This window comes from Collimonas fungivorans, assembly GCF_001584145.1.
In the GTDB taxonomy this organism is placed as follows: Bacteria; Pseudomonadota; Gammaproteobacteria; order Burkholderiales; family Burkholderiaceae_D; genus Collimonas; species Collimonas fungivorans.
Window position 1 is genome coordinate 596,833 of the sequence record NZ_CP013232.1, and the last position, 21,832, is coordinate 618,664.

Annotated in this window: 18 protein-coding genes and 3 pseudogenes; 16 read left to right on the forward strand and 5 right to left on the reverse strand. The window is 51.4% G+C overall.

Annotated elements, in window-relative coordinates; translation table 11 throughout:
- Positions 1-44: 44 nt before the first annotated feature.
- Together CFter6_RS02425 and CFter6_RS02430 are read right to left on the reverse strand one after the other, a co-directional pair.
- Positions 45-887 carry a cupin-like domain-containing protein gene (locus tag CFter6_RS02425; protein WP_061538601.1) on the reverse strand — a complete coding sequence of 281 codons (843 nt, stop codon included), beginning with the start codon at positions 885-887 and terminating at the stop codon, positions 45-47.
- Positions 888-972: 85 nt separating this feature from the next.
- Entirely contained in the window at positions 973-1,809 is an 837-nt protein-coding gene (locus CFter6_RS02430) for a cupin-like domain-containing protein (protein WP_061538602.1), read from the reverse strand.
- 442 nt (positions 1,810-2,251) lie between these two features.
- Between CFter6_RS02430 and CFter6_RS26670 the strand changes: the two genes are divergently transcribed.
- The 3 genes from CFter6_RS26670 (at position 2,252) to CFter6_RS02445 (ending at position 5,275) form a co-directional block, all read left to right on the forward strand.
- Complete coding sequence (locus tag CFter6_RS26670; RefSeq protein ID WP_257722412.1) at positions 2,252-2,383, forward strand: hypothetical protein; 132 nt, start codon at positions 2,252-2,254, stop codon at positions 2,381-2,383.
- 1,206 nt (positions 2,384-3,589) lie between these two features.
- Entirely contained in the window at positions 3,590-4,150 is a 561-nt protein-coding gene (locus CFter6_RS02440) for an ester cyclase (RefSeq protein ID WP_061538604.1), read from the forward strand.
- A gap of 39 nt (positions 4,151-4,189) precedes the next feature.
- A complete protein-coding gene (locus tag CFter6_RS02445) occupies positions 4,190-5,275 on the forward strand; it encodes an alkene reductase (RefSeq protein ID WP_061538605.1) in 1,086 nt (361 codons plus the stop codon).
- On the opposite strand, the gene CFter6_RS02450 is transcribed toward CFter6_RS02445, so the two are convergent.
- Positions 5,254-6,177 (reverse strand): LysR family transcriptional regulator, encoded by a 924-nt coding sequence (locus CFter6_RS02450; protein WP_061538606.1) that lies wholly within the window; start codon positions 6,175-6,177, stop codon positions 5,254-5,256. The genes CFter6_RS02445 and CFter6_RS02450 overlap by 22 nt on opposite strands.
- A 780-nt stretch (positions 6,178-6,957) precedes the next feature.
- Here CFter6_RS02450 and CFter6_RS02455 point away from each other — a divergent pair.
- Positions 6,958-7,773, forward strand: coding sequence for a helix-turn-helix transcriptional regulator (locus tag CFter6_RS02455; protein WP_167351343.1), 816 nt, complete (start codon positions 6,958-6,960; stop codon positions 7,771-7,773).
- A gap of 615 nt (positions 7,774-8,388) precedes the next feature.
- On the opposite strand, the pseudogene CFter6_RS27025 reads toward CFter6_RS02455, so the two are convergent.
- Together CFter6_RS27025 and CFter6_RS02465 are read right to left on the reverse strand one after the other, a co-directional pair.
- Positions 8,389-8,693 (reverse strand): annotated as a pseudogene (locus tag CFter6_RS27025) (NAD(P)(+) transhydrogenase (Re/Si-specific) subunit beta); the annotation flags it as partial.
- Between the two features lie 206 nt (positions 8,694-8,899).
- Positions 8,900-9,763 (reverse strand): DUF6537 domain-containing protein, encoded by an 864-nt coding sequence (locus CFter6_RS02465; protein ID WP_150118604.1) that lies wholly within the window; start codon positions 9,761-9,763, stop codon positions 8,900-8,902.
- A 664-nt stretch (positions 9,764-10,427) separates the two neighbouring features.
- Between CFter6_RS02465 and CFter6_RS02470 the strand changes: the two are divergent.
- The 12 genes and pseudogenes from CFter6_RS02470 (at position 10,428) to CFter6_RS02530 (ending at position 21,748) form a co-directional block, all read left to right on the forward strand.
- Positions 10,428-11,548 (forward strand): annotated as a pseudogene (locus CFter6_RS02470) (branched-chain amino acid ABC transporter substrate-binding protein).
- Between the two features lie 494 nt (positions 11,549-12,042).
- A complete protein-coding gene (locus CFter6_RS26305) occupies positions 12,043-12,222 on the forward strand; it encodes a RidA family protein (protein WP_061538611.1) in 180 nt (59 codons plus the stop codon).
- Positions 12,219-12,524 carry a RidA family protein gene (locus CFter6_RS24830; protein ID WP_236904496.1) on the forward strand — a complete coding sequence of 102 codons (306 nt, stop codon included), beginning with the start codon at positions 12,219-12,221 and terminating at the stop codon, positions 12,522-12,524. Before CFter6_RS26305 ends, CFter6_RS24830 begins: the two co-directional genes overlap by 4 nt.
- Before the next feature lie 60 nt (positions 12,525-12,584).
- The gene (locus CFter6_RS02490; RefSeq protein ID WP_061538613.1) at positions 12,585-12,950 is read left to right on the forward strand and encodes a RidA family protein; all 366 of its coding nucleotides are present in this window, start codon (positions 12,585-12,587) and stop codon (positions 12,948-12,950) included.
- Between the two features lie 21 nt (positions 12,951-12,971).
- Positions 12,972-13,706 carry an SDR family oxidoreductase gene (locus CFter6_RS02495; protein WP_061538614.1) on the forward strand — a complete coding sequence of 245 codons (735 nt, stop codon included), beginning with the start codon at positions 12,972-12,974 and terminating at the stop codon, positions 13,704-13,706.
- 41 nt (positions 13,707-13,747) lie between these two features.
- Positions 13,748-14,527 carry a PhzF family phenazine biosynthesis protein gene (locus tag CFter6_RS02500; protein WP_061538615.1) on the forward strand — a complete coding sequence of 260 codons (780 nt, stop codon included), beginning with the start codon at positions 13,748-13,750 and terminating at the stop codon, positions 14,525-14,527.
- 40 nt (positions 14,528-14,567) lie between these two features.
- Entirely contained in the window at positions 14,568-15,362 is a 795-nt protein-coding gene (locus CFter6_RS02505; RefSeq protein WP_061538616.1) for a 2-keto-4-pentenoate hydratase, read from the forward strand.
- Between the two features lie 361 nt (positions 15,363-15,723).
- Positions 15,724-16,416: a branched-chain amino acid aminotransferase gene (locus CFter6_RS02510; RefSeq protein ID WP_335340300.1), complete on the forward strand. Its 693-nt coding sequence runs from the start codon at positions 15,724-15,726 to the stop codon at positions 16,414-16,416.
- Positions 16,417-17,358: 942 nt separating this feature from the next.
- Complete coding sequence (locus CFter6_RS24835) at positions 17,359-18,150, forward strand: phytanoyl-CoA dioxygenase family protein (protein ID WP_082814557.1); 792 nt, start codon at positions 17,359-17,361, stop codon at positions 18,148-18,150.
- Positions 18,151-18,223: 73 nt separating this feature from the next.
- Positions 18,224-18,811 (forward strand): annotated as a pseudogene (locus CFter6_RS02520) (IS6 family transposase).
- A gap of 954 nt (positions 18,812-19,765) precedes the next feature.
- Complete coding sequence (locus CFter6_RS02525; RefSeq protein ID WP_061538619.1) at positions 19,766-21,079, forward strand: lysine N(6)-hydroxylase/L-ornithine N(5)-oxygenase family protein; 1,314 nt, start codon at positions 19,766-19,768, stop codon at positions 21,077-21,079.
- 12 nt (positions 21,080-21,091) lie between these two features.
- Complete coding sequence (locus CFter6_RS02530; protein ID WP_061538620.1) at positions 21,092-21,748, forward strand: FMN-binding negative transcriptional regulator; 657 nt, start codon at positions 21,092-21,094, stop codon at positions 21,746-21,748.
- Positions 21,749-21,832: the final 84 nt, after the last annotated feature.

A 21,832-nucleotide genomic window follows, 5' to 3' on the forward strand; every position in this document is an offset into this window, starting at 1 on the left:
TATTGCGACCAATTCATGAAACGTTCGGCGTACTACCAACATTGCTACTTTTCACGAGAATCGAACTCGGTCAAACTCAATTTCGGTTTACGCAACCACAATGTGGATTTAAGAAAATTAGCAGCAATGGCTGTACAAACCAAGTAAAACGTTGAGTTAAAAAGAGATCCCTTAAAGAAAAAGCTAACTGAAATACTCTCCCCGATTCCTTGCGCCACATGAAACCAACCTTGAGGAATGTATAAACTCTCACCTGGCCCAAGCAATACTACATATTCGTTTATATTTTTGAGCTTCGGATATTCTTTTGCACATAAGCGATTTTCATCATTAGGATCAATTGGTACTCTAGACCAATTCGAATACTTCGAATACCAAGGGAATGGATAAAGAAGTTTATATTGCGCAGCGGGATACAATAACACTTTTTTTTCACCCACGACTTGCGTAAGTAGAGCTTCTAAGGGGGGGAAGTGGTAGTGCGCGGAAGTCAGCGTGTCGATTCCAATAAATAATAATTTATATAAAAGTTTATTCTTTGGAATGAAATGTGGAATCGAAATCTCATTTTTAGAGATTGGCAAAGTTTGGTCTAAATTCGCTTCTGCAAGATAATATTTCTTATGATTGCCATCTTTTCTCACCAATTCAGTAAACTTTCTCATGGTCATTTTCAAATACTCTAGCGGAAAAAGAGTAAGTTTATTATCTTCATAAGATGCCACACGAACCTGTTGTTCGGGTTGCTTTTCCGTCAAATAATTCATGCTCCAGAATTTACAAGCTTGCGCAACCTCAGTGGAGTGTCTTATGATAACGGGCTTGCCCTTGTTAATGTAGTTTCGTTTAAAATCCGCTTCAGATATTGTTGATACTTCCTCAATCATTTTTGTTTTCCTTTTAATATCACTAGAATCTGTGACTTCATAACTGGTTATTTTGATTTTCCTATATTTAGGAACTTGAGGAGGATTACCATGGCCTCTCAAAAAACGCCGCCGCCACCTTATTACATCCATATCTTATGTATTTATGAATATTGGTGGTAATACTTCTACAAACTAAGTTAAATGGCAATTTAAAAAGAGATCCTTTAAAGAAAAAACCAACTGAAATACTCTCCCCGATTCCTTGCACCACGTGAAACCAACCTTGAGGAATGTATAAACTCTCACCTGGCCTAAGCAATACCACATATTCGTCTATATTTTTGAGCTTCGGATACTCTTTTACACATAAGCGATTTTCATCATTAGGATCAATTGGTACTCTAGACCAATTCGAATACCGCGCATACCAAGGGAATGGATAAAGGAGCTTATATTGCGCTGCGGGGTACAATAACACTTTTTTTTCACCCACAACTTGCGTAAGTAGAGCTTCTAACGGCGCAGAATGATAATGCGTTGAAGTCAGTGTGTCGATTCCAATAAATATTAATTTTGATATAAGTTTATTCTTTGGAATAAAATGTGGAACCGAAATCTCGTTTTTAGAGATTGGTAACATCTTATCTAAAGATTCCTCCGTAAGATAATATTTCTTATGATTGCCATCTTGCCTCACCAATTCAGTATATTTCTTCAAGGTCATTTTTAATCGCTCTAGCGGAAGAAGATGGAGTTTATTTTTTTCAAAATTTGCCACACGAACCTGTTGTTCAGGTTGCTTCTCCGCCAAGTAATTCATGCTCCAGCATTTACAAGCCTGCGCAACCTCGGTGGTGCGTTTTATGATGACTGGCTTACCCTTATTAATGTAGTTTTGTTTAAAATCCGCTTCAGATATTGTCGATAGTTCTTCAATCATTTTTGTTCCCCTTTTAATATGACTTGAATCCGTGACTTCATAGCTGGTTATTTTGATTTTCCTAAATCAGTGGCTTGACTACTATGTAGTGCTCACCCAGCAGGTGGGCACAAACATGACCGACTTCGTCAAGAAACTGTCCCATGACCTCAGTTCCCACGCTGGACTGGGATTTATCGGCAGGTATCTCAAAGGCGTCAACATCAGCGTCCTGATTCGGCCTACCTGTTGCGCTCGGGCGTTGCCAACAGCGATATTCTGAAATCCTTTCTGGGCCTGTTGTGCATTGGCGAGACCGACTTCGACACCATCGAGAACTTTCGCGGCAACGATTTTTCCATGCGTACCCTGGGTGTGAATGGCCTTCCACTGAGTCCAACGCTGCATCTATACCCATGTCGCTTCGTGGTTTGATCTGGCGCAACAGATGAACTAAAAGCTCTTGAGCAGCCGCATCAAGACGGTGATACCGGAGATGATGTTCAAGGCTGCAAGCATGATCAATCACGCCGGGCGCTGGATACAGGGCTTGGGCGAGAGCGACTCTGGTTTTGCCGTGTTTGAGCGTTATTAGATAGGGCTGAGTACTGGGTGAGCGCCCGGCCCACACACAGAATCTACTCAACCCGGAATTTATGTTGGCCGCATACAGTGGTCGGGAGAAAGGTCGGCCAAGAGAAGGCAGATAGCGCGCAATGTATTTGCAAACGCTATGCAAGGCGCCTGCTCGATTGCGACTAGTTGTATTGGGTTGCAATATCACTGTGGACTGCCTAATATTTGAGACACTCGGATCGACAATGAGGCGATGGTGTTTGCGGTTACGAATTCAGGATAATCTCAAGGAATTTGAGCGGCCGTTCAAACGCCAAGCGTCGTATGTGACCTATAAGACTGAGACGAAATTAAGCATAGCCTAGACAGTGCTCCTCTAATACGCCAATGAAGACCAGTCTAGCGCTAGAGATGCGAAAAGACATCCGCTTTGATGGGTAGTGGAGATCAGTAGAACTGCGTATCAATAGGGCGTTGTTGCATTGAGGACGGCGTTGACTTGCAATAAGGACGAGCTGTTATGAAGAAGCCCGTTGGTGTTCATCTGGTATTGTCAACTGTTGAGCTGACGTGATTGTCATGGACAATTGCGCATGAACTCAACCATTCAGCCTCAATCGATTTCTACTGCCGCTACCGGGTTTGATAGAGGTGCGAATCTTTATTAAACCGCGCGTAAGCGCTAAGGTGTAACCCCATGCGTAGTGTTCCTCAGAATGTCATCAAGCACAAAGTCGGTCGGCACAATCTTGCCGCAGAACTTGGAAACGTGCCTGGCTGGGAATACCAATTCGTTTCGGATACACATGGCCAAATAGTTTCAGATACACATGCTTTATATAGGCTGGAAAGCTAATGCTGACAACCTGCATCCGAAACTATTGTCCTTCGTAAAAACGAGCCTGATTCTTCGGAATAAAGATGGTACCGTCCAAGGTGGAAAACGGGATAACTGAGTGGGGACAGGCACTATGCTCGGTGCTCGACGTAATGTTGGCGTGGGCTTTGCAACGCGGGAAATAACAATACAAGTTTGATGATGCACGTCTGCGGATTGGTCAACCAATCATTGATCACTTGGCTTGACTGGAGACTTCGGCGCCCAGCTGATTATCTTCAACAAAAACAAGTAAATGATTCAATATCGCGCCTAATTATCAAAATCTTCGCCAGAACGGACAATGCCTCCATTGGTACACCGTTTAATCAACAGCGAGGATTTTTCATGGCACCTGCATCTCTTTCCAACCGTCGCCTGCTGCCGGCTGCGATCGCAGCACCGTTGTTCAGCTTGGCGGCTTGCAGCGCGGCAGCCGCGGTCGACGACCGTAACCTGCCTGAATCACATCACATGGCAATTGCCGGCAACCTGGCCGACGCGGCGCCCATGATCCTGGCGGCGCGCCGCTATGCCGCTTTCTGGAACACCGGCGACGAACAATACGCGCGGCTGGCGCTTGCTCCCGATTTCATCGACCGCACTTTGCCCGTCGGACGCCCGCAAGGCGTGGCCGGTCCATTGCAGGCATCGCAAGGTTTCCGCGCCGCAGTGCCGGACCTGGCTATGGAAATTGACGACATGGTGGTCGCCGGCGACCGCGTCTCGCTCCATCTCCACTTCCGCGGTCACTTCAGCGGCCAGTTCGGGAAGCTCAAGGGCAAGGGCCAGGCAATTGACTTCCAGGCTTTCGACCTGTACCGGATCGCCGACGGCCGCATTGCTGACAACTGGCACCTGGAAGACAACCTGAGTCTGATGCAGCAATTCGGCGCAATACAGCCTTGATTGCAGCATTGATCTTCACTTTTTATAGGAAATTCAATCATGACTTTGGCAAACACTTTGTTCGCCCCCGTGCAACTGGGCAGCCTGCAACTCTCCAACCGCATCGTGATGGCGCCCATGACACGCGCCCGCAGTTCCCAGCCGGGCGATATCCCGAATGCCATGATGGCTGAATATTATGCGCAGCGCGCCAGCGCCGGCCTGATCGTCAGCGAAGCGACCCAGATTTCGCGCCAGGGCCATTCCTTCACGCCAGGTATTTATGATGCAGAGCAGGTGGCCGGCTGGCGGCTGGTCACCGATGCCGTGCATGCCGCCGGCGGCAAGATGTTCCTGCAGCTGTGGCATGTCGGCCGTGTCTCGCATGGCGTATTCCAGGACGGCGGCGCGCCGGTGGCGCCTTCGGCGATACAGCCGCGCGGCACCCAGGTCTGGATCGTCGGCGACGACGGCATCGGCCGCATGGTCGATTGCCCGGTGCCGCGCGCGCTGTCGGTGGCGGAAATCCAGCACGTGATCGCCGATTTCCGGCAGGGCGCGGCAAATGCTATCGCGGCCGGTTTCGACGGCGTCGAAATCCATGGCGGCAACGGTTACCTGGTCGACCAGTTCTTACGCACCGTCTCCAACCAGCGCGACGACCAGTACGGCGGAGCCATCGAAAACCGCGCCCGCTTCCTGCTGGAACTGGCGGCCGCCGTGGCCGACGAAATCGGCGCGCACCGGCTAGGCATCAGGCTTGCGCCCTACATTACCTTCAAGGACATGGCCGATCCCGAAATCGTGTCGGCCATCCTGCACGCCGCCGCCGGCCTGGACCGCCTCGGCATCGCTTACATCCACCTTTCGGAAGCCGACTGGGACGATGCGCCCACCATTCCCGACCAGTTCCGCCACGACCTGCGCGCAGTGTTCAACGGCAGCCTAATCTACGACAGCGACCGTGCGGCGCGGATCCTAGAGCAAGGTTTGGCGGACCTGGTAGCGTTCGGCCGGCCGTTCGTCGGCAATCCCGACCTGCCGCGGCGACTGGCAGAGAAGCTGCCGCTGGCCGGCCACGATGGCGCCACCCTGTTCGGCGGCGAGCGTGCCGGGTATACCGACTATCCGCTGGCCACGGCCTGACCCGAGTCAGCGGCGCTGGCAGCGAAGCGCTCCTGCAGGAACTCGATCAGTAGCTTGACCCGCGGGGGCTGGAAACGGCTACGGTGATACAGCACGTTGAGTGGTGCGCTTTCGGTGAAAAATTCATCCAGCACGGTGACCAGCCGGCCAGCCTGCAAGTCGGCACCGATATCGAGCAGCGATTTGTAGGCATAACCGTGGCCGAGCAAAGCCCATTTGCGAATGATTTCGCCATCGTTGCTCTGCTGGTAGTGGCTGACACGCACCGATTTCGGCTTGCCGCCGGCGCGGTAGCGCCATTCGTTCATCGGCCCGGCGGCGTTGAGCAGCACCAGCGTCGGCAGGCTGACCAACTGCTCCGGCGTCTGCGGCACGCCGACGCGCGCCGCGCATTCCGGCGCGACGCAGACCACGCGCCGGTTCGGCAGCAGCGGCCGCGCCACCATGGCGCTGTCGGGCGGCATGCCGTAGCGGATCGCCAGGTCGATATCGTCTTGCACCAGGTTGGCGGTGGAATCGGTCAGCGACAAGGCGAACTGCACCTGCGGATGCCGGCGTTGGAATTGGTCAAGATAGCTGAACAAGAGATTGCGCCCCAGGTCCGATGGCGCTGAAATCCTGACTGTGCCCTGCACCAGGCTCTTGCCCGCCTGCAGCATCTGCTCGGCCTGGTCCATCAGCTCCAGTGCTTGCTGGCTGTATTCCTTGTAAAGCTGGCCTTCCTCAGTCAGCCGCAGGCGGCGCGTGGTGCGCTCGAACAGCTTGACCCGCAGCGTCGTTTCCAGGCGCTGGATGGCGGCGCTGGAGGCGGCCGGAGACAAGTCATGCTTGCGCCCGGCGGCGGAAAAACTGCCCAGCGTCGAAGCATCGATAAACAAGCGCATCACACTGAGTCGGTCCATGGACGGTCCTGGTTGAATGGTCACTATCGCTTATATAGCGGGAAACTCCGCTGGCCAGCAACATCGAAGGTTATCCGGAAGCGCTCGCTGGAACGCAAGTCTTTACACATCACGACCTAGGTTTCAAGTCCGTCCTTGATCGTTTCAATATACGTGTTTAGTCTGATATCCCGCCTCAAGCAAGTTTGAAAAAATACTAGTTGATCAGCGCACCACTATCTATGTCTAACAATGTCCCCGTCATGCTGATGCTCTGCATAGCAAAAGATAGCCTGCGGCTGTATCTTTGCCTCTTATAGGGCCTATCATTATAGTCAAGCGGCGAGGCTGTTATGTGCTGCGAATCATTTGTTCATATTCGTGACCTTGGCTCCCTCACTGAAATGAACGTGCAGCGTGCTGCAACGCTGTCTGCATTGTAAGAAGTGCTGCAACCAGTTTTCCAGCACCCTGCTCAATAGTTTATTGTCGAATGCTTTATGTTTGTAGTTAATAATAGTCGAGGTGTATCAGTTCATTTTTCTCTGGGGAAGACGCAGATTTGATACCTCAATTTGATCGCTGATCAAGAAGACGGGACAGTTATGTGAAATGACGCCGCATTGGCGGAAGTCTCGTGCTGGATAGAGAGGGGTAGCACACTGCCAACTCGCGGCGACCGAGAAACTGCCGGATTTAGGATAAACTATTCCTGTTTTGCACTTGGACTAGAGACCGCCAAGATATATGCATTCAGCTCGCGCTATTGGCGAGACTTTGCCACCACAAGAGCCCCCGTTTATGACAGCCAAACCTTTAAATTCAAAACCGCGTCGCGGGACCCGCCAACAGTCAATGACTCCAGCCATCGAACTGGAGAGGGCGACGGTGATCAATACCTTACAGCCTGTTGTCCAAATGCTTGGTAGCATGCTCCCCATGAACATTGAGGCCGTGCTGCATGACCTAACAATGCCCGCTCAATCAGTGATTGGCATCGCGAATGGTCATGTTACGGGGCGCAGTATCGGTAGTTCTGTTCTAAGCGGCCCCAAAGATGACCAGTCTTTCGCTGCCGTGATGACCGAACTGGCAGTGCGCGGAAAAGCCGTGCACGCCGTTGTCAATGATTATCTTACCCAGAACTCGTCCGGGCGGCGCCTGAAGTCCTCAAGCGTCATCTTTCGTGACACAGAAGGGAATCCGTTTGCTGCGCTCTGTCTCAACTGCGACATGGCCGTGTTTGAAGCCGCTCACGTCTGGCTGGAGCGAATGCTAAAAACTAAACCTGCGACAGCAGAGCCCGTTCAAGCAAGCGCGCCTGAAATGGATGAGCTCATGAAAGGAATAATCGACGATGCTGTCCACAAGTTAGGTAAGCCAGTCTCAGGAATGAGCAAGGAAGAAAAAATCTACGCAGTTCATGTGATGATGCGTCGGGGTCTGTTTATTGTGCGAGGTGGTGTCAGTCGTGCTGCGGCAGCCTTGGGCGTGAGTCGTTATACCGTTTACAACTACCTAGACGAGCTACGAGAGCGCAACAACATCATAGACGTTGAGGCACAACCTGTAAAACTTGCCAAGACTTATTCGAAATCCAATCGACGTTCGGACTGACCCTCGCTCAACGGGCTACGCAGAGCTGGAGGTCGATGGTCCATGCTGGGTTCAACGGGTAGACAGTCTCAGCAAGCTTTCGTGTAGAGATTGATCGGCAGTATCGCAGCTCGGGAGAGTAGGGACGGCAGTTGCGAGCGCTCAGTAGAATCTTTGAATTTCCCGATTGTTGTTGAGCGATGCGCGTCTAGGCGTGGCATGGCCCTTGGTGAAATCGCAAAAGCGCTGTGTCCCGGATGTCTCCTCGACATGTAGTGAATCCCGTCAATCTCTCCCATTCTAGAAGTGATGACCTGGTCGAGTCGGCAACCGAACCACTGAAACCTACGCCAAAGGCACATTTTTAATTCAGCGGGACCTTGCATACCGACGAATACGCGCCAGAATGACGTCTGTCGGAAATCGCATCTCTTGGGTATCAAGAACCTCGTTTTACACCGTTTCTGAAAATACAGTCAGCATCAACGAAAAAACATCGTCGAATAGTGCGACAAAGCCTTCTATGGCAGACATTCCTCATTGAAGTATTCGCGCGCCAACCCAACAGAACACCGGTGCGGATTTTTTCAGGACCTGCGCTGACGACGGAATCGCCACCGCGGCAAACACGGCAGCTTAGTCGATCGCCTTCGCCATATCTTCAATCACCTTCTTGGCATCGCCGAACACCGTCATGGTTTATCCATGTAGAGAAACTCGTTGTCCAGGCGGGCATAACCGGGCGCCATCGAACGCTTGTTGACGATGACGGTCTTGCCTTTGTAAGCTATCCAGGATAGGCATGCGGCTGTCGACGACTTCGGATCCTTGGCGGCCGGATTGACGACGTCGTCGGCACCCAGCACCAGCACCACATCGGCCTGGACGAATTCGCTGTTTATGTCTTCCATCTCGAACACCTGGTCATAGGGCACTTCAGCAGGACTGGGGCAGCAGGAAGATGATTCCCGGCCCCAGCATCGCCGCGGCCAGCAGCAGGTTGATGAAGTGCTGCCCGCGGAAACTGACGGGCGCGCCCTGGAATAGGCGGAACTAGTATTTTCCCAACAGCTTGCCGAACGCAATTACCGAACCAGATAAGGTAATCGCGCCGACGAACGTACCGATAAACAGTTCGATACGGTTATCATTTGGTATCCCCAGAGAGAACGACGTTATTGGTCACTTGCTTCTCTGATAAGCCGGTGAGCAGTTTGGCTCTACGTTGCTCGTAATTCTTGATTGCTGCGGCCTTGACTGGACCGTAGCCCCGAATCTCCTGGGGTAATGAAGCCAGTTCGACCGCGTGGGTGACGCTATTTATAGTGAGTGCGGTGCAAAGTCCGTCGACCTGGCTGAAGTAGTCGCGGATGAGGTGTCGCTCGTGTCGGCGCTCAGTGCTGTAACCGAATACATCCAGCGCAGTGCCGCGCAAGCCTCGCAGTCGCGCCAGCACATTGAAAATCGGCAATATCCAGGGTCCGAATTTTCGCTTCTGTGGTCGTCCCGTCGCTGGGTCAATGCGAGAAACGAGTGGCGGCGACAACCAGATTGAAATTTTCTTCAAGCCGGCGAACTGCTCGGACAGGGAAGCCTTGAATTCCGGGCTAGCAAAAAGGCGCGCCACCTCGTACTCGTCCTTGTAGGCCATTAATCGATAAGCGTTGATGGCAACGGCACGCGTCAGTTCTTCGCCGGTCGACGATAGCCCGTTCTCAGCGCTGCGCACGCGGGTGATGAGCGCGCGGTAGCGTTCGGCGTATGCAATGTTTTGGTAGGCGATCAAATCTTGGAAGCGGTGCTCGATCAACTCGTCCAGGGTCTCGGATAATGCAGCGGCGGGCCGTGCATTGCCATCGAGTTTCTGCAATGTCTGCGGGCTGGCTGCCGCGATCCGCCCCCATGTGAAGGCCCGCCTATTTAGAGCGACGGCAGCCCCGTTGAGCTCAATGGTGCGGTCGATAGCCTCGAACGATAACGGCACCAACCCTTTTTGCCAGGCATATGCCAAATCTGATTTCGTAGTGAACCCGCTGCACTATCTGGTCTTGGTGCAGTGCAAGTCACGTATGCCCGACCAGGCTGCACCACTGCAAGAGCGGACATTGCCTGCGGCCTTCGAGCGATTGCGACGCCAACTGGAAGCACTCACGGGCAAAGTCGTACGAAGGAATCTATCCATGTCCTGCGGTTGATGGAAGCCTTCAGAATCCCTCAGGTCTAGCATTCCATCGGCCAGGCCGATCTTCTGGCGTACTCAGCATTGATGCTTTTAAGCATCTGGTACTGTGTGCCATCGAGCGACGACCACTCAAGCTGAGCTTAACTTAACTCTATATCCGTAGGTCGGGTCGATAGCTGCGCGATGCGGTGGTGTTCGATCGCCTGCGCGTAAATGCCGGCTTCGATGCAGCCCTGCTCTCGCAGCACCGTGAGGGTGGTCCACACGATCTGGTAATCGGGTATTTCATTTGCTCGAAAAGTTAAAATTAAACATATTGACAAACTATTCTACAGTTTGTAGACTTTTAGCGTTGGTCAATGATGAATACTTGGTTTGCGTGCCGCTGCGTACAGCTCTATGCCATTCCAGGTTGATTGTTTAAAGCGATGCCGCCGGACGAGTGCGCGGTGTGAATTTTTTGAATCAGTAATTCAAAATCGGAGATTCGGACATGAAAGCAGGCATATTTTCCCGTATTGTTGCAATCGCACTCGGTGTTTACGCCGGCTCAGCAATTGCGCAGCAAACGGTCACAATCGGGACGGCGAATCCTTTGACAGGCAATCTTGCCGCAATGGGCAAGGATGCAGAAAGTGGGGTTCAGTTGGCGATCGAGGAGATCAACGCTGCAGGCCTTGTCATTGCTGGGGAAAAGATCACATTGCGACTCGACAGCAAGGACGATGCTGGCGATCCACGTACCGCGACCATGGTCGCGCAAGCGCTGGTGGACAATAATGTTGTTGCGGTCGTTGGGCACTTGAACTCTGGTGCCACGATTCCGGCGTCGAAAATATATAGCGATGCGCAAATTCTGCAAGTTTCGGCGACGTCAACGAATCCAATTTACACCCTGCAGGGTTACAAGACAGCATACCGCCTGGTTGCGACCGATGCGCAACAGGGGCCTGCGCTGGCTAGCTACGTCTCAAAAAAATGAATGTGAAGACGGTCGCCATTGTTGATGACGCGACGACCTACGGCCAGGGATTGGCAAATGAATTTGAAAAAGCCATCAAGAAACTGGGAGTCCAAGTGGTCTCAAGGGATGCAACGAACGACAAAGCCGTGGACTTTAGCGCAATTTTGACCAAGATAAAGAGTAAGAATCCTGACGTAATCATGTTTGGCGGAGCGGACGCCGGGGCCGGCCCATTTGCCAAGCAAGCCCGGCAACTCGGCGTAAGGGCGACGATCGTCGGTGGTGATGGGATATGCACAGAGAAGCTTGCTGAATTGGCGGGCAGCGCCGCAGAAAAAGTGGTGTGTTCGGAAGCTGGTTTGCCGATCGAGAAAATGTCGGGAGGGAATGAATTCCAAGCCAAATTCGTAAAGCGCTTCGGTAAACCAGTTCAAGCCTATGCACCCTACAACTATGACGCGGTGTATGTCATTGTTGATGCGATGAAGCGTGCCAACTCGGTCAACAAGGAAAAGATTCTTGCGGTTATGCCTGCGACCAAATTTCGTGGCATTACCGGCGATATTTCCTTCGACGGTAAGGGAGATCTGTCCCATGGCACTATTTCGATGCTGACCTACATAGCAGGAAAAAAGAAGCCCATTGACTAAATTGGGTTCCTGGCCCAGTCCACAGCGTGGTGTGAATATGCTCCGTAGCAAGGCATCCTGAGCCAGCCGTTTAACGTCTCGACGTCGAAATGGCTCCACTTTTGGAAGTGTGAATGGACATATTCATCCGGCAGATATAAGTGCCCTAGTGCTTGGTCCATCTGCACCTTCATCCACATGGCCACACGATGATGTACGGAATTTTGGGCATCATCACTTCGCTCACCGCAATGTGCTGATGGTGGGGACGCTGGTGGTCCTCAGCATTCTCGAAATACTGCAGAGCCACTTTCCCGACATGGGCGGGATGGCGACGCTCCTGATCGCGCTGTTTTGGGGTTGTTGGCGGTCCGCCGTCGTACGTCATGGAGTCCGGGCAGGTGACGATGACTGGCGCCGCGAAAGCACTTCTCAATGATACAGGGATGCGAGCGGCTTATTTGGGCGAATGACGTAAGCCATTGTGGTCCCTTTTCTGAATCGTTTAGGCACCTATGAAAAACTTCGATTATGACAAACGACTGGCCGAACTTGGCATCGTACTGCCAACGCCGCCTAAGGCATACTTCAGCTATGTGCCGGCCATCATATCCGGAAATCAACTTTATATCTCGGGCAACTCAGTGCTCAGAATGGAGAGCTTCGCCACAAGGGAAAGCTGGGCGAGAGTGTGACGCTCGAACATGCGAAGGAAGCTGCGCGTCTGTGTGGAATCAACATTCTGGCGCAAGTTCGAAATGCTTGCGGGGGCACCTTGAACCGAGTGATTCACTGCTTGCGCATTACTGGATACGTGAACGCTACGCCTGACTGCGGCGAACACGCCGAGGCCATGGATGGCTGCTCGATGCTGATGCAAGACGTATTTGGGGAAGTGGGTCGGCATACGCGCACCTCACTTGGCGTCGCTTCGCTGCCGTTCAATGCCTTGATTGAGGTCGATGCGATCTTCGAGATTCGCGAAGTCGAAAACTAATCTCGTTTGCCTGTCGCTGCTGACGCTGTCATCTCTTGTCTACTTTTTGGAGTCTCACAAATGAATATTGAACGCCGTCCTTTCCATCTGCCTGTCCCTCTTTCCGCTGCGGTCTCCGCAGGAGGCTTTGTCTTTATGTCTGGCGTTGTAGCGTTGGACGCGCAAGGAAAAATCATTCAGGGCGATATCCGTGAGCAAACACGCAACGTGCTCGAACAGATACAGCGCACGCTTCAGCTCTATGGCCTGAAGGCGAACGATGTTGTTCGGACGAGCGTGTGGCTGGCTGACTTGGCCGAGTCTGCCGCGTTCAACGAGGAGTACGGCGAGTTTTTTCATGAGGCCTTGCCTGCGCGCTCTTGTGTACAAGCTGTACTCTATGGCGGCGCTCGCGTAGAGATTGAGGTTCAGGCGTTGGCTGCGTAATGAAATTTTGAGGAGTAAGAAATGAATTTTGGATTAAACGGAAAACGGGCGCTGGTTACGGGGGCTTCGCGAGGCCTCGGTCGGGCTGTTGCCGGTGCTTTGCGAAACGAGGGCGCGGATGTCGCCATTTGCGCAAGAGACACCATTCGCACGAATGAAACTGCGCGGGAGTTAGGAGCACGTGCCTTTGTGCGGGACCTGACGCCAAAAGAATCGGGCGCTTCCCTGGCGCAAGAGGTCATACTGGCAATGGGGGGCATCGACGTACTCGTCGTCAATACAGGGGGGCCTCCCGTAGGCGCCTTCGAAGCGGTCAACGATGATGCCTGGATTTCCGCCTTTGATAGCATGTTCCTCAGTGCGGTGGGATTGATTCGGGCTGCTTTGCCAGGCATGCGTGAGCGCAAATGGGGGCGGATCATGATTGTTACCTCGGTGGCCGGCCGTGAACCTCACCCAGGTCTCATTTTGTCCAATGCGGTTCGGCCCGCACTGCACGGTCTCGTCAACGCGCTTAGTCGAGAGGTAGCCGCAGATGGCATCACCGTCAATGCGCTTTTACCTGGCTTTACGATGACCGAGCGCTTGCTGGAGCTTGGCGTCGACGAGGCCATGATAGCGGAGCAAGTGCCTGCCAGGCGTATGGGGCGCCCCGAGGAGTTCGCAGCTCTCGCGACCTTTTTGGCATCGGAGCAGGCAGGCTACGTCTGTGGGCAGGCGATTGCCTGCGACGGTGGCCTGTTGCGATCGATATGAACTAGCTGAGCGATCAGCGATTGATCTTAGGAGAAACTAGAATGGAACTAAAACTATTTCAAGTTGATGCATTTTCCGTTACTACTTTGGGAGGAAATCCAGCGGCGGTGTGTCCGCTGGATGAGTGGCTGCCGGATGAAAAACTTCAAGCTATCGCCGCAGAGAATAATGTTGCTGAAACCGCCTACTTCGTACGGACCGGTGATTCATATCACTTGCGATGGTTCACACCTGAGGTAGAAGTTGATCTCTGTGGCCATGCGACACTCGCTGCATCGTGGGTGCTGTTCAATGAACTTTCAGTCGAAGCGGAAGCCTTGCACTTCAACACCCGAGGTGGCGAACTCAGAGTGAGTCGTCGAGGAAGCAGCCTGGCGATGGATTTTCCTGCCACGGTGCCACGTCGCTGCGAACCGCCGCCCGAACTGTTAGCAGCGCTGGGAATTAAGACCGCGGAAGTCTTGGAGGCGCGAGACTACATCGTGGTTGTGAAGAGCGAAGCTGAAGTGGCAAGTATCTCCCCCAACTTTGCATCGCTCAAAGACGTCACAACTTTTGGTGTATCCGTCACTGCCAAAGGCAAGGACTTTGACTTTATCTCCCGCTGGTTCGGGCCGCGAATCGGTGTGAATGAGGACATTACAACGGGTGCTGCGCATACGTGGCTCGCGCCCTATTGGGCCGAGCGCCTAGGCAAGCAGGTACTTACAGCCGAGCAAGGTGGAAAGCGCAAGGGGCAGTTGACTTGTGAAGTCCTGGGAGATCGTGTCCTCCTCATTGGCGCTGCGTCGACTTACCTCAAAGGAATAATCGAAGTCTAGCTCTTCTTGCGTGACTCAATCATTATGGAGATTCATAGTCATGAAATTCGATGTACAAAAAGGTGCCGATATCCTCTGGAACGCATGGCAGACAGGTACTGTGATAGAAGGCTTGCCAGAAGATCTCAAACCTGTCACACGGTTGGATGCCTACGCCATGCAGGCGACGCTGGAGGCTCGCAGCTCACGACCTCCGGCCGGTTGGAAAATTGCAGCGACAAGTTGTGCCGGCCAAAAGCACATCAACGTCAGCGGCCCGCTGGCAGGTCGCCTGCTTGCCGAGCGGATGCACAATGATGGATCAACGCTATCGATGGTGGGCAATCGAATGGCTGTTGCGGAAGTGGAATTTGTTTTTGCCATGGAGCACTCAATCACCCCTCGCCCGGAACCCTATTCACTCGACGAGGTGATGGCGAGCGTCGGGGATCTTTTTTTGGGGATTGAGGTTCCCAATACCCGCTTCGCCACATACACGACCGCAGGTGAAATGCAACACATTGCTGACAACGCATGCGCACATGAATTCATTCTGGGGTCCTGCGTATCGGCACCTTGGCGGCAGCGTGACCTTGCAGCCCATTTCGTACACGCGACGGTAGAGGGGCACTCGAGGCGATACGAGCGCGATGGCGTCGGAGGAAATGTGCTTGGCGATCCCCGGATCGCCCTTGCTTGGCTGGTCAATGAACTGTCCATCTATGGGATAACTTTGGCCGCGGGTCAGTATGTGACTACTGGTACTTGCATGGTGCCGCTTGAGATAGAGACTGGTGACAAGGTAGTCGCGGATTTCGGCGTACTCGGACGCATTGGCTGTCGCTTCGAGGACTAGTAAATCGGGTAGTGAATGACGTAGTTTGTTGTGGTCGAATTGGTTCATAGCCGTGCTCTGTTGATTTACTGAGATGGACCTGACACTACCAATAGGATCAAACTAACGTTTCACCCAATTTACGTGTGGATGTCTGTCATGGATATCAACATTCTCGGAATTGATTTGGCCAAGCGGGTGTTTCAGTTGCAGGGCGCTGATCGTCACGGCTGCCAGGCAGTTCAGTTTGTTCAATGAAACGGGTTGACTCAAAAGGTTATCTGAAAGCTGGTCTGCTCATAAGGCCAACCACATCACAGCTTCAACACTCGGCGTTTCTTGAGCGCACAAAAAAATGTAAATACTGATATACGGGAAGCAAATGAGTAAGCCAGAAATTGTGTGGTTTAACGGTAAGTGGAGTACAGGAGAGCATTTGATCGGTCCAACTGATCACTCATTCCGGGTCGGTTCCAGTGTATTCGATGGGGCACGTGCTATTCGTGGGCATCTCCCCGATTTACGGCCGCATTGCGAGAGAGTGATCAGATCAGCGGTTTCACTTGGCATGGCACCTAAACTTGACGCGCAAGACATCGAGCAATTAGTTCACCAAGGGCTTTCGCTACTCCCGCAAGGCACCGATCACTACATCAAAATGTTGTTCTTTTGCCCGGGTGGATTCCTGTTACCCGATGCCGACACGACATCGTTCGCGTTGCATATTTTCGACGCTCCATTACCAGAAGACCTTGGTTTCAGCGCCACCTTCAGTAACTTTCGCCGGCCTGCTGCATCAATGGTTCCTACTGAGGCGAAGGCATCCTGTCTCTATCCCAATACTCAGCGCGTCATACGTGACGCCAATGCGCGAGGGTTCAATACCGCTGTCGTCTTGGACCCGGATGGGAATGTTGCCAAGTCCGCGACGGCAAATTTATGGATCGTCAAAGACGGTGTGGCTTTCACGCCCGAAACAAATGGGACTTTCTTCAACGGGATTGCTCGCCAAAGAATTTTTGAATTACTCGTGCAGACTGATGTTGCAGTACAGGCACGCGCGCCTGCTTCCTGATGATATCCTGAGCGCGGATGAAATCTTCAGTACTGGCAATCACGGCAAGGTTCTCCACTGCAATCGCATTGACAGTCGTATGCTTGAGCATGGTCTCATTTCACGTCGGGCACGCGAACTCTATATGGAGTACACACGTTTATCGTCATCAGCTAGAAACGCATCGGCTGCTTGCAGGCGGTGCCTACCGTGCGTATGCATCAACCGCTCCACGCGTCCCTTGCTCGCCGTGTAGCTCCCGCCACCGCAACTCGCGGATTATCCGAGAACTGCCATAAGCACCTTTGACCTCGGCGAGGATGGCGCGGATCACGGCCAGCGTCTAGGCCGGCCGTAAGGCGCTTGCGATCGGGGGAGGGGCGCCACACTTCCAGGCTCGGTAACCGATGATGCTCACGTCGAGCGCATTGCACAATTCCCTCAGCGCGAATCGATTAGTCTGCGCATCGATCCAGGTGTACTTCACAGAACAGCTTAAAAGTCAGGGTGTCGCCGTGCGGGGTGATGGGGAGAATGCCGAGGAGTGGACCTTGGAGGACAATTCCTTGGCGACTGCGCTCAATGCGACAAAGCCCCCATGTCGCCGCCATTCATCGCTTCAGCTGGGTATCCTTGGCTTACAGAGTGCGTAAATATACGTAGATAGATTCCGTGTTGGAACGGATGTAACTTTCGCGAAACCTCAATAAAATGGGGCAATTTAAAAGATGTCCCATTTCATGTGTTTGACGACTTTCGATTGACCCAGGCGCAGTTGAACAACAGGCTTTTTATATTCGATAGATTACGACGGACTGGTATTTTGATCAGATGAACAGCTACGAATTTTTCTCAACAGAAGGCCCCTGCCGTAACAGAATCTTCCCATTTAATCCAAATTTGCGACAAACCTGGTTATCGACACGAATGCCAGTTAACTCAATATTAATATATTAAAGTCAAATGCTAGAAAATCAACTGAAAAGATATGACGAGGAAGGTTTTCTATTCGTTGAAAATCTTCTACCTAGTTCAGATTTGAATGAAATTCGTGAAGATATTCCTAGAATATTGTCACTTCAGCAGGAGGGCAATATTTTTGAGAACAACGCTACCACATTGAGAGCCATTCATGGAAGTCATTTGATAAGTCGTGCTTGCGATCGTTTATTGCGCAACCGGCAAATACTTTCGTTTGTGGAGAATATATTAGAGACTAAGGTCTATTTATACCAATTTAAAATCAATTTCAAAGCCGCATTTGTTGGTGCCGTTTGGCCATGGCACCAGGATTTTGTCTATTGGCACAAAGAAGATGGCATGCAGGCACCACACGTCGTAAATGTGGCTGTTTTTTTGGATGAAGTAACGGAGTTTAATGGGCCACTATATTTGATACCAAAATCACACACTCATGGCCTGATCGAGCCGAAAATTGCTGAAAAGACCTTAGAGGAAAAAGATTCGGCAGCATGGAAGTCGAATGTAAGTGCGGCCTTGACATACCAAATAACAGATGAAGATGTTTCCAATTTGGTGGGTTCTGGAAATATAGTATCAATTAAAGGACCGCCAGGTTCAGTACTTTTTTTCCATGGAAATATGGTGCATGCTTCAGCACCAAATATCTCACCGTTTAATAGAAGAATGATTCTTATGACTTACAATAGTACGCAAAATATTCCAATCCCCACTAAAACTCGTAGGCCAAACTTCCTAGTCAATTGGGCCGTGGATCCATTGAGTCCAATTTAAGGATTTTGTCGCATCGAGCGCAGTCGTCAAGGAAATCGGGTCGAATGCCGCGTTTGAAAAATGGGAAAACGCGATGCTGAATATCAAAGGAATGCAATTTCCGATTGACGTGATGTTGGTATGTATTCGCAGGTATGTGGCTTATCCGTTGAGCTACCGACATCAGTAATAGATGATGGAGGAGCATGGCGTGTCGGTTAACCATTCCACAATCAGTCGAAGGGCGATCCGGTTTCTGCGGATTCTCGGGAAAGCCTTCCACAAGCACAAGCGCCCGGTTGGTGCAAGTTGGCACATTGAGGAAACCAATATCAAGGTCAAGGGGGTCTGGAAATATCTTTATCGCACTGTGGGCAAGGAAGGCAAGACCGTCTTTTTGTTGACGGCAAAGCGCGACACGGCGGCGATTGATGCCATCAACGCCAAGAGAGAAATGACGATCGTGGTCCACCAAATCAAAGACCTCCACAATATCGCCGAGCAAGATTGTCGTATTGTCAAACGCGTGACACGGCCTATGCTCTGTTTTCGATTTTTTCGGGTGACCAAAAACATCTTGGCCGGCACCGAACTCATGCATATGATCCGTAAAGGGCAGATCATGATGAAAGGCGCTGATGAGATGTTTTTTGCTGACCAATTTTATGCTTTGGTAGTATAAATCCGTCCAGTTTGACGGGCGGTAATGATTCCTCATCGTATTGCGCCTGGATCCCGTCAACGCGAAAAGACCGTTGCCGGAAACGGGTATTGCTTACATAGCTTTCGCAGTGAAATATGCCGGGCTTGGCGACGCATGCTGCTTCGGCGTAGCCGACGACACTGTTTGTCTTGGGATCGATTCAATCGTTTAGTGAATCGTTATATTCCACCTTATCCTAATACGTATCCGGATCAGGGGTTCGCGTCAACCACCCAAGGCAGGAAGCTTGTGCGATATTGCCGCTCGCAGGGATCTGTGCGGGGGGAGGTAACTCCCGCCCTTGCCCCGACCTATTCGGCGACATCCGTATTTGTACTGATGGTTTGTACAAACACATGCGGATGGATTGAAGCGATTGAATCCATTACATTTACCCACAAGAGATTTATTGGAAGCCTGATGGCTTACTGGCCGTGAATAAGAAAAAAATAAGTGTCCAGCCGTTTAAAATTTCGCTTCCTTGAGAAGCCGATTTTCGTCTTTCTACTAGGTTTCAAATCTTTCCGTATGGAGGAGAACGATAAATGGAGGCACGTCGTAGAACGAAAATCTCAGTATGTATATATGACATAAACAATGAGTTCCTTGAAGCAATGGTCATATTCCATTGAACTTCTGGAGCAAATACCTCTTTTCCAATGCTTCCAACGTGTCTCCGCCCATTGTTTTGCCATGCCAGTTACCCTTTTCGAGTCCATACATTGACTATGTGGACGATAAAAGTGTGGGCATGCACCGGACCATCTACAGATGCAGCTGAATTGGCAGTTGAATAAGCTTTGCTACATTTTAGGACATTCACATCCATGATTCATTTCAGTCATGAACAGCCAGCTGCCCGTCAGCATCCTGTCTCAGAGTGCGCTCAATGAGCAGGGTAAAGTCGGTCATAAAAATTAATGTAAAGACAATATGAAGACTGAATCTCCTACTGTTTATGACGTCCTTGGAATTGGATTTGGCCCGTCAAATTTGGCTTTGGCTATTGCTATTGAAGAGCAATCACAGGCATCTGTTTGCGTTCCACTTCATGCACTGTTCTTTGAAAAGCAGGAACGCTTCGGTTGGCACCGTGGGATGCTTATCGAAGGAACGACAATGCAGGTCTGCTTCCTTAAGGATCTAGCGATGTTGCGGAATCCGACCAGTCCTTTTACATTCCTATCATATTTGCATGACAAGAATAGACTTGTCGACTTCGTCAACCATAAGATCTTATTTTCCTCACGCGTAGAATTCCACGATTACCTCGAATGGGCAGCAGCGAAACTGAAGCGCCTGGTGCAGTACGATGCTGAAGTGGTCGAAGTATCGCCCGTCATATGCGATGGAGTAGTGAAGTGGCTGGATGTCGTCGTGCAACGCGACGGCAATCCATCGCACCATGAGATATACCGGACGCATAATCTCGTCATTGCGCCAGGACTGGAACCCACAATGCCTCCCGGGATTAGCCGCTCCGAGCGTGTCTGGCACAGTAGTGAAGTTCTCGATCGGATCGCACACCTCACAGAGGAGCCGCAACAGTTCACGGTAGTCGGCGCGGGACAGAGTGCTGCCGAAATTACTGCCTATCTTCACGATCATTTTAAATACGCGAAGGTACGCTCGATATTCTCACGCTACGGCTATAGTGCAGCGGACGACAGTCCTTTCACCAACCGTATCTTCGATCCGCTTGCGGTCGATGAATACTACCAAGCTCGGGATGACGTCAAAAAAATGCTGCTCAACTTTCACCGAAACACCAACTATTCTGTGGTAGACGCGGACCTTCTCGAAGATCTATACAGAAGGCACTATCAAGAAATGGTCCGCGGCGAATCCCGATTGGAATTCATGAACGTTTCCAAGGTATTTGGTGCTGTCGCTGATCGCGACTCAGTTGATTTGTCGGTGGAATTCCTTCCAACTGGGGACATGCGCAAGCTTCGATCGGATATTGTCGTTTTTGGAAGTGGTTACAAGATAGCGGACCCAATTCGTTATTTTTCTGACTTCGCCGGAAAGTGCATAAGGGACAGTTTCGGTCAGTTGCGCGTAGCTCGAAATTACCGCATATGTACTTCCGAAGATGTCGAGTGCGGAATTTATTTGCAAGGTACGACAGAACATACGCATGGCTTGTCATCGACGCTGTTGTCCAATACCGCGGTGCGCGCCGGCGAAATACTTGAAGCGATGACATGGGAACGCGACAACAAAAAAATTTCTTCCCACGCATAAAAGGGGCTGGCTATGTACGTACCTGAATATTATCGAGTCGACGAAAACACTGCGCGCGAACTTGTTTATCGGCACCCGCTCGCGCTTCTGGTCTGTAACGGTAATAATGGATTACCCTGGGCAACCCACTTGCCAGCGATATTCCCGCCCGAAACACGCAAGCTCCTCGATCAAGGTGAGTCGATCATCGGTAAAACGATGTATGGACACATGAATCGCATTAATCCACACTGGAACGCATTACAGGCTGGCTCTGCCCTGTTGATCTTTCAGGGGCCGAACAGTTATGTGTCACCGACGGTCTATGAGGTGACACCAGCTGCACCAACATGGAATTTCACATCGACCCACCTACGCGGCACGCTGCGCCCCATTGATGAGCGAGATCAGATTCTCGAAATCGTTCGCTGGACGGTAGCCACGTTTGAAAAAGAATTCTGCACAAATTGGGACCTTACCGAATCGATTCCCTATTTCGAGCGGATTGTGCACGGTGTCGGCGCATTCGCGTTCGAAGTGGAGTCTTTTGATTCAATGTTCAAGCTGAGCCAGGAACAGCCTGCCGCTATCCAGGAACGTGTGGTCAATTCCTTTGCTTCGAGCAGCCATTGTCCGCATAAAGAAATTGCCGACCTAATGCAGCGTACCAATTCTAAAAACAAAAAATGAGGCGTTTTGGGACATAAAAAAGTGTCCAAATTCGAATAATCTGCAAATATGCGCGAACATGCTCGCTAACGCATCTATGGACTG

Excerpts from the sequence above, each read along its gene's own strand:
- CFter6_RS02505 (WP_061538616.1), top strand. The coding sequence starts at position 14,568 with ATGAAATTCGATGTACAAAAAGGTGCCGATATCCTCTGGAACGCATGG.
- CFter6_RS02455 (WP_167351343.1), top strand. The coding sequence starts at position 6,958 with ATGACAGCCAAACCTTTAAATTCAAAACCGCGTCGCGGGACCCGCCAA.
- CFter6_RS02445 (WP_061538605.1), top strand. The coding sequence starts at position 4,190 with ATGACTTTGGCAAACACTTTGTTCGCCCCCGTGCAACTGGGCAGCCTG.
- CFter6_RS02525 (WP_061538619.1), top strand. The coding sequence starts at position 19,766 with ATGAAGACTGAATCTCCTACTGTTTATGACGTCCTTGGAATTGGATTT.
- CFter6_RS02500 (WP_061538615.1), top strand. The coding sequence starts at position 13,748 with ATGGAACTAAAACTATTTCAAGTTGATGCATTTTCCGTTACTACTTTG.
- CFter6_RS02495 (WP_061538614.1), top strand. The coding sequence starts at position 12,972 with ATGAATTTTGGATTAAACGGAAAACGGGCGCTGGTTACGGGGGCTTCG.
- CFter6_RS02425 (WP_061538601.1), bottom strand. The coding sequence starts at position 887 with ATGATTGAGGAAGTATCAACAATATCTGAAGCGGATTTTAAACGAAAC.
- CFter6_RS02440 (WP_061538604.1), top strand. The coding sequence starts at position 3,590 with ATGGCACCTGCATCTCTTTCCAACCGTCGCCTGCTGCCGGCTGCGATC.
- CFter6_RS02490 (WP_061538613.1), top strand. The coding sequence starts at position 12,585 with ATGAATATTGAACGCCGTCCTTTCCATCTGCCTGTCCCTCTTTCCGCT.
- CFter6_RS02530 (WP_061538620.1), top strand. The coding sequence starts at position 21,092 with ATGTACGTACCTGAATATTATCGAGTCGACGAAAACACTGCGCGCGAA.
- CFter6_RS02430 (WP_061538602.1), bottom strand. The coding sequence starts at position 1,809 with ATGATTGAAGAACTATCGACAATATCTGAAGCGGATTTTAAACAAAAC.
- CFter6_RS26305 (WP_061538611.1), top strand. The coding sequence starts at position 12,043 with ATGAAAAACTTCGATTATGACAAACGACTGGCCGAACTTGGCATCGTA.
- CFter6_RS02450 (WP_061538606.1), bottom strand. The coding sequence starts at position 6,177 with ATGGACCGACTCAGTGTGATGCGCTTGTTTATCGATGCTTCGACGCTG.
- CFter6_RS24835 (WP_082814557.1), top strand. The coding sequence starts at position 17,359 with ATGCTAGAAAATCAACTGAAAAGATATGACGAGGAAGGTTTTCTATTC.
- CFter6_RS02510 (WP_335340300.1), top strand. The coding sequence starts at position 15,724 with ATGAGTAAGCCAGAAATTGTGTGGTTTAACGGTAAGTGGAGTACAGGA.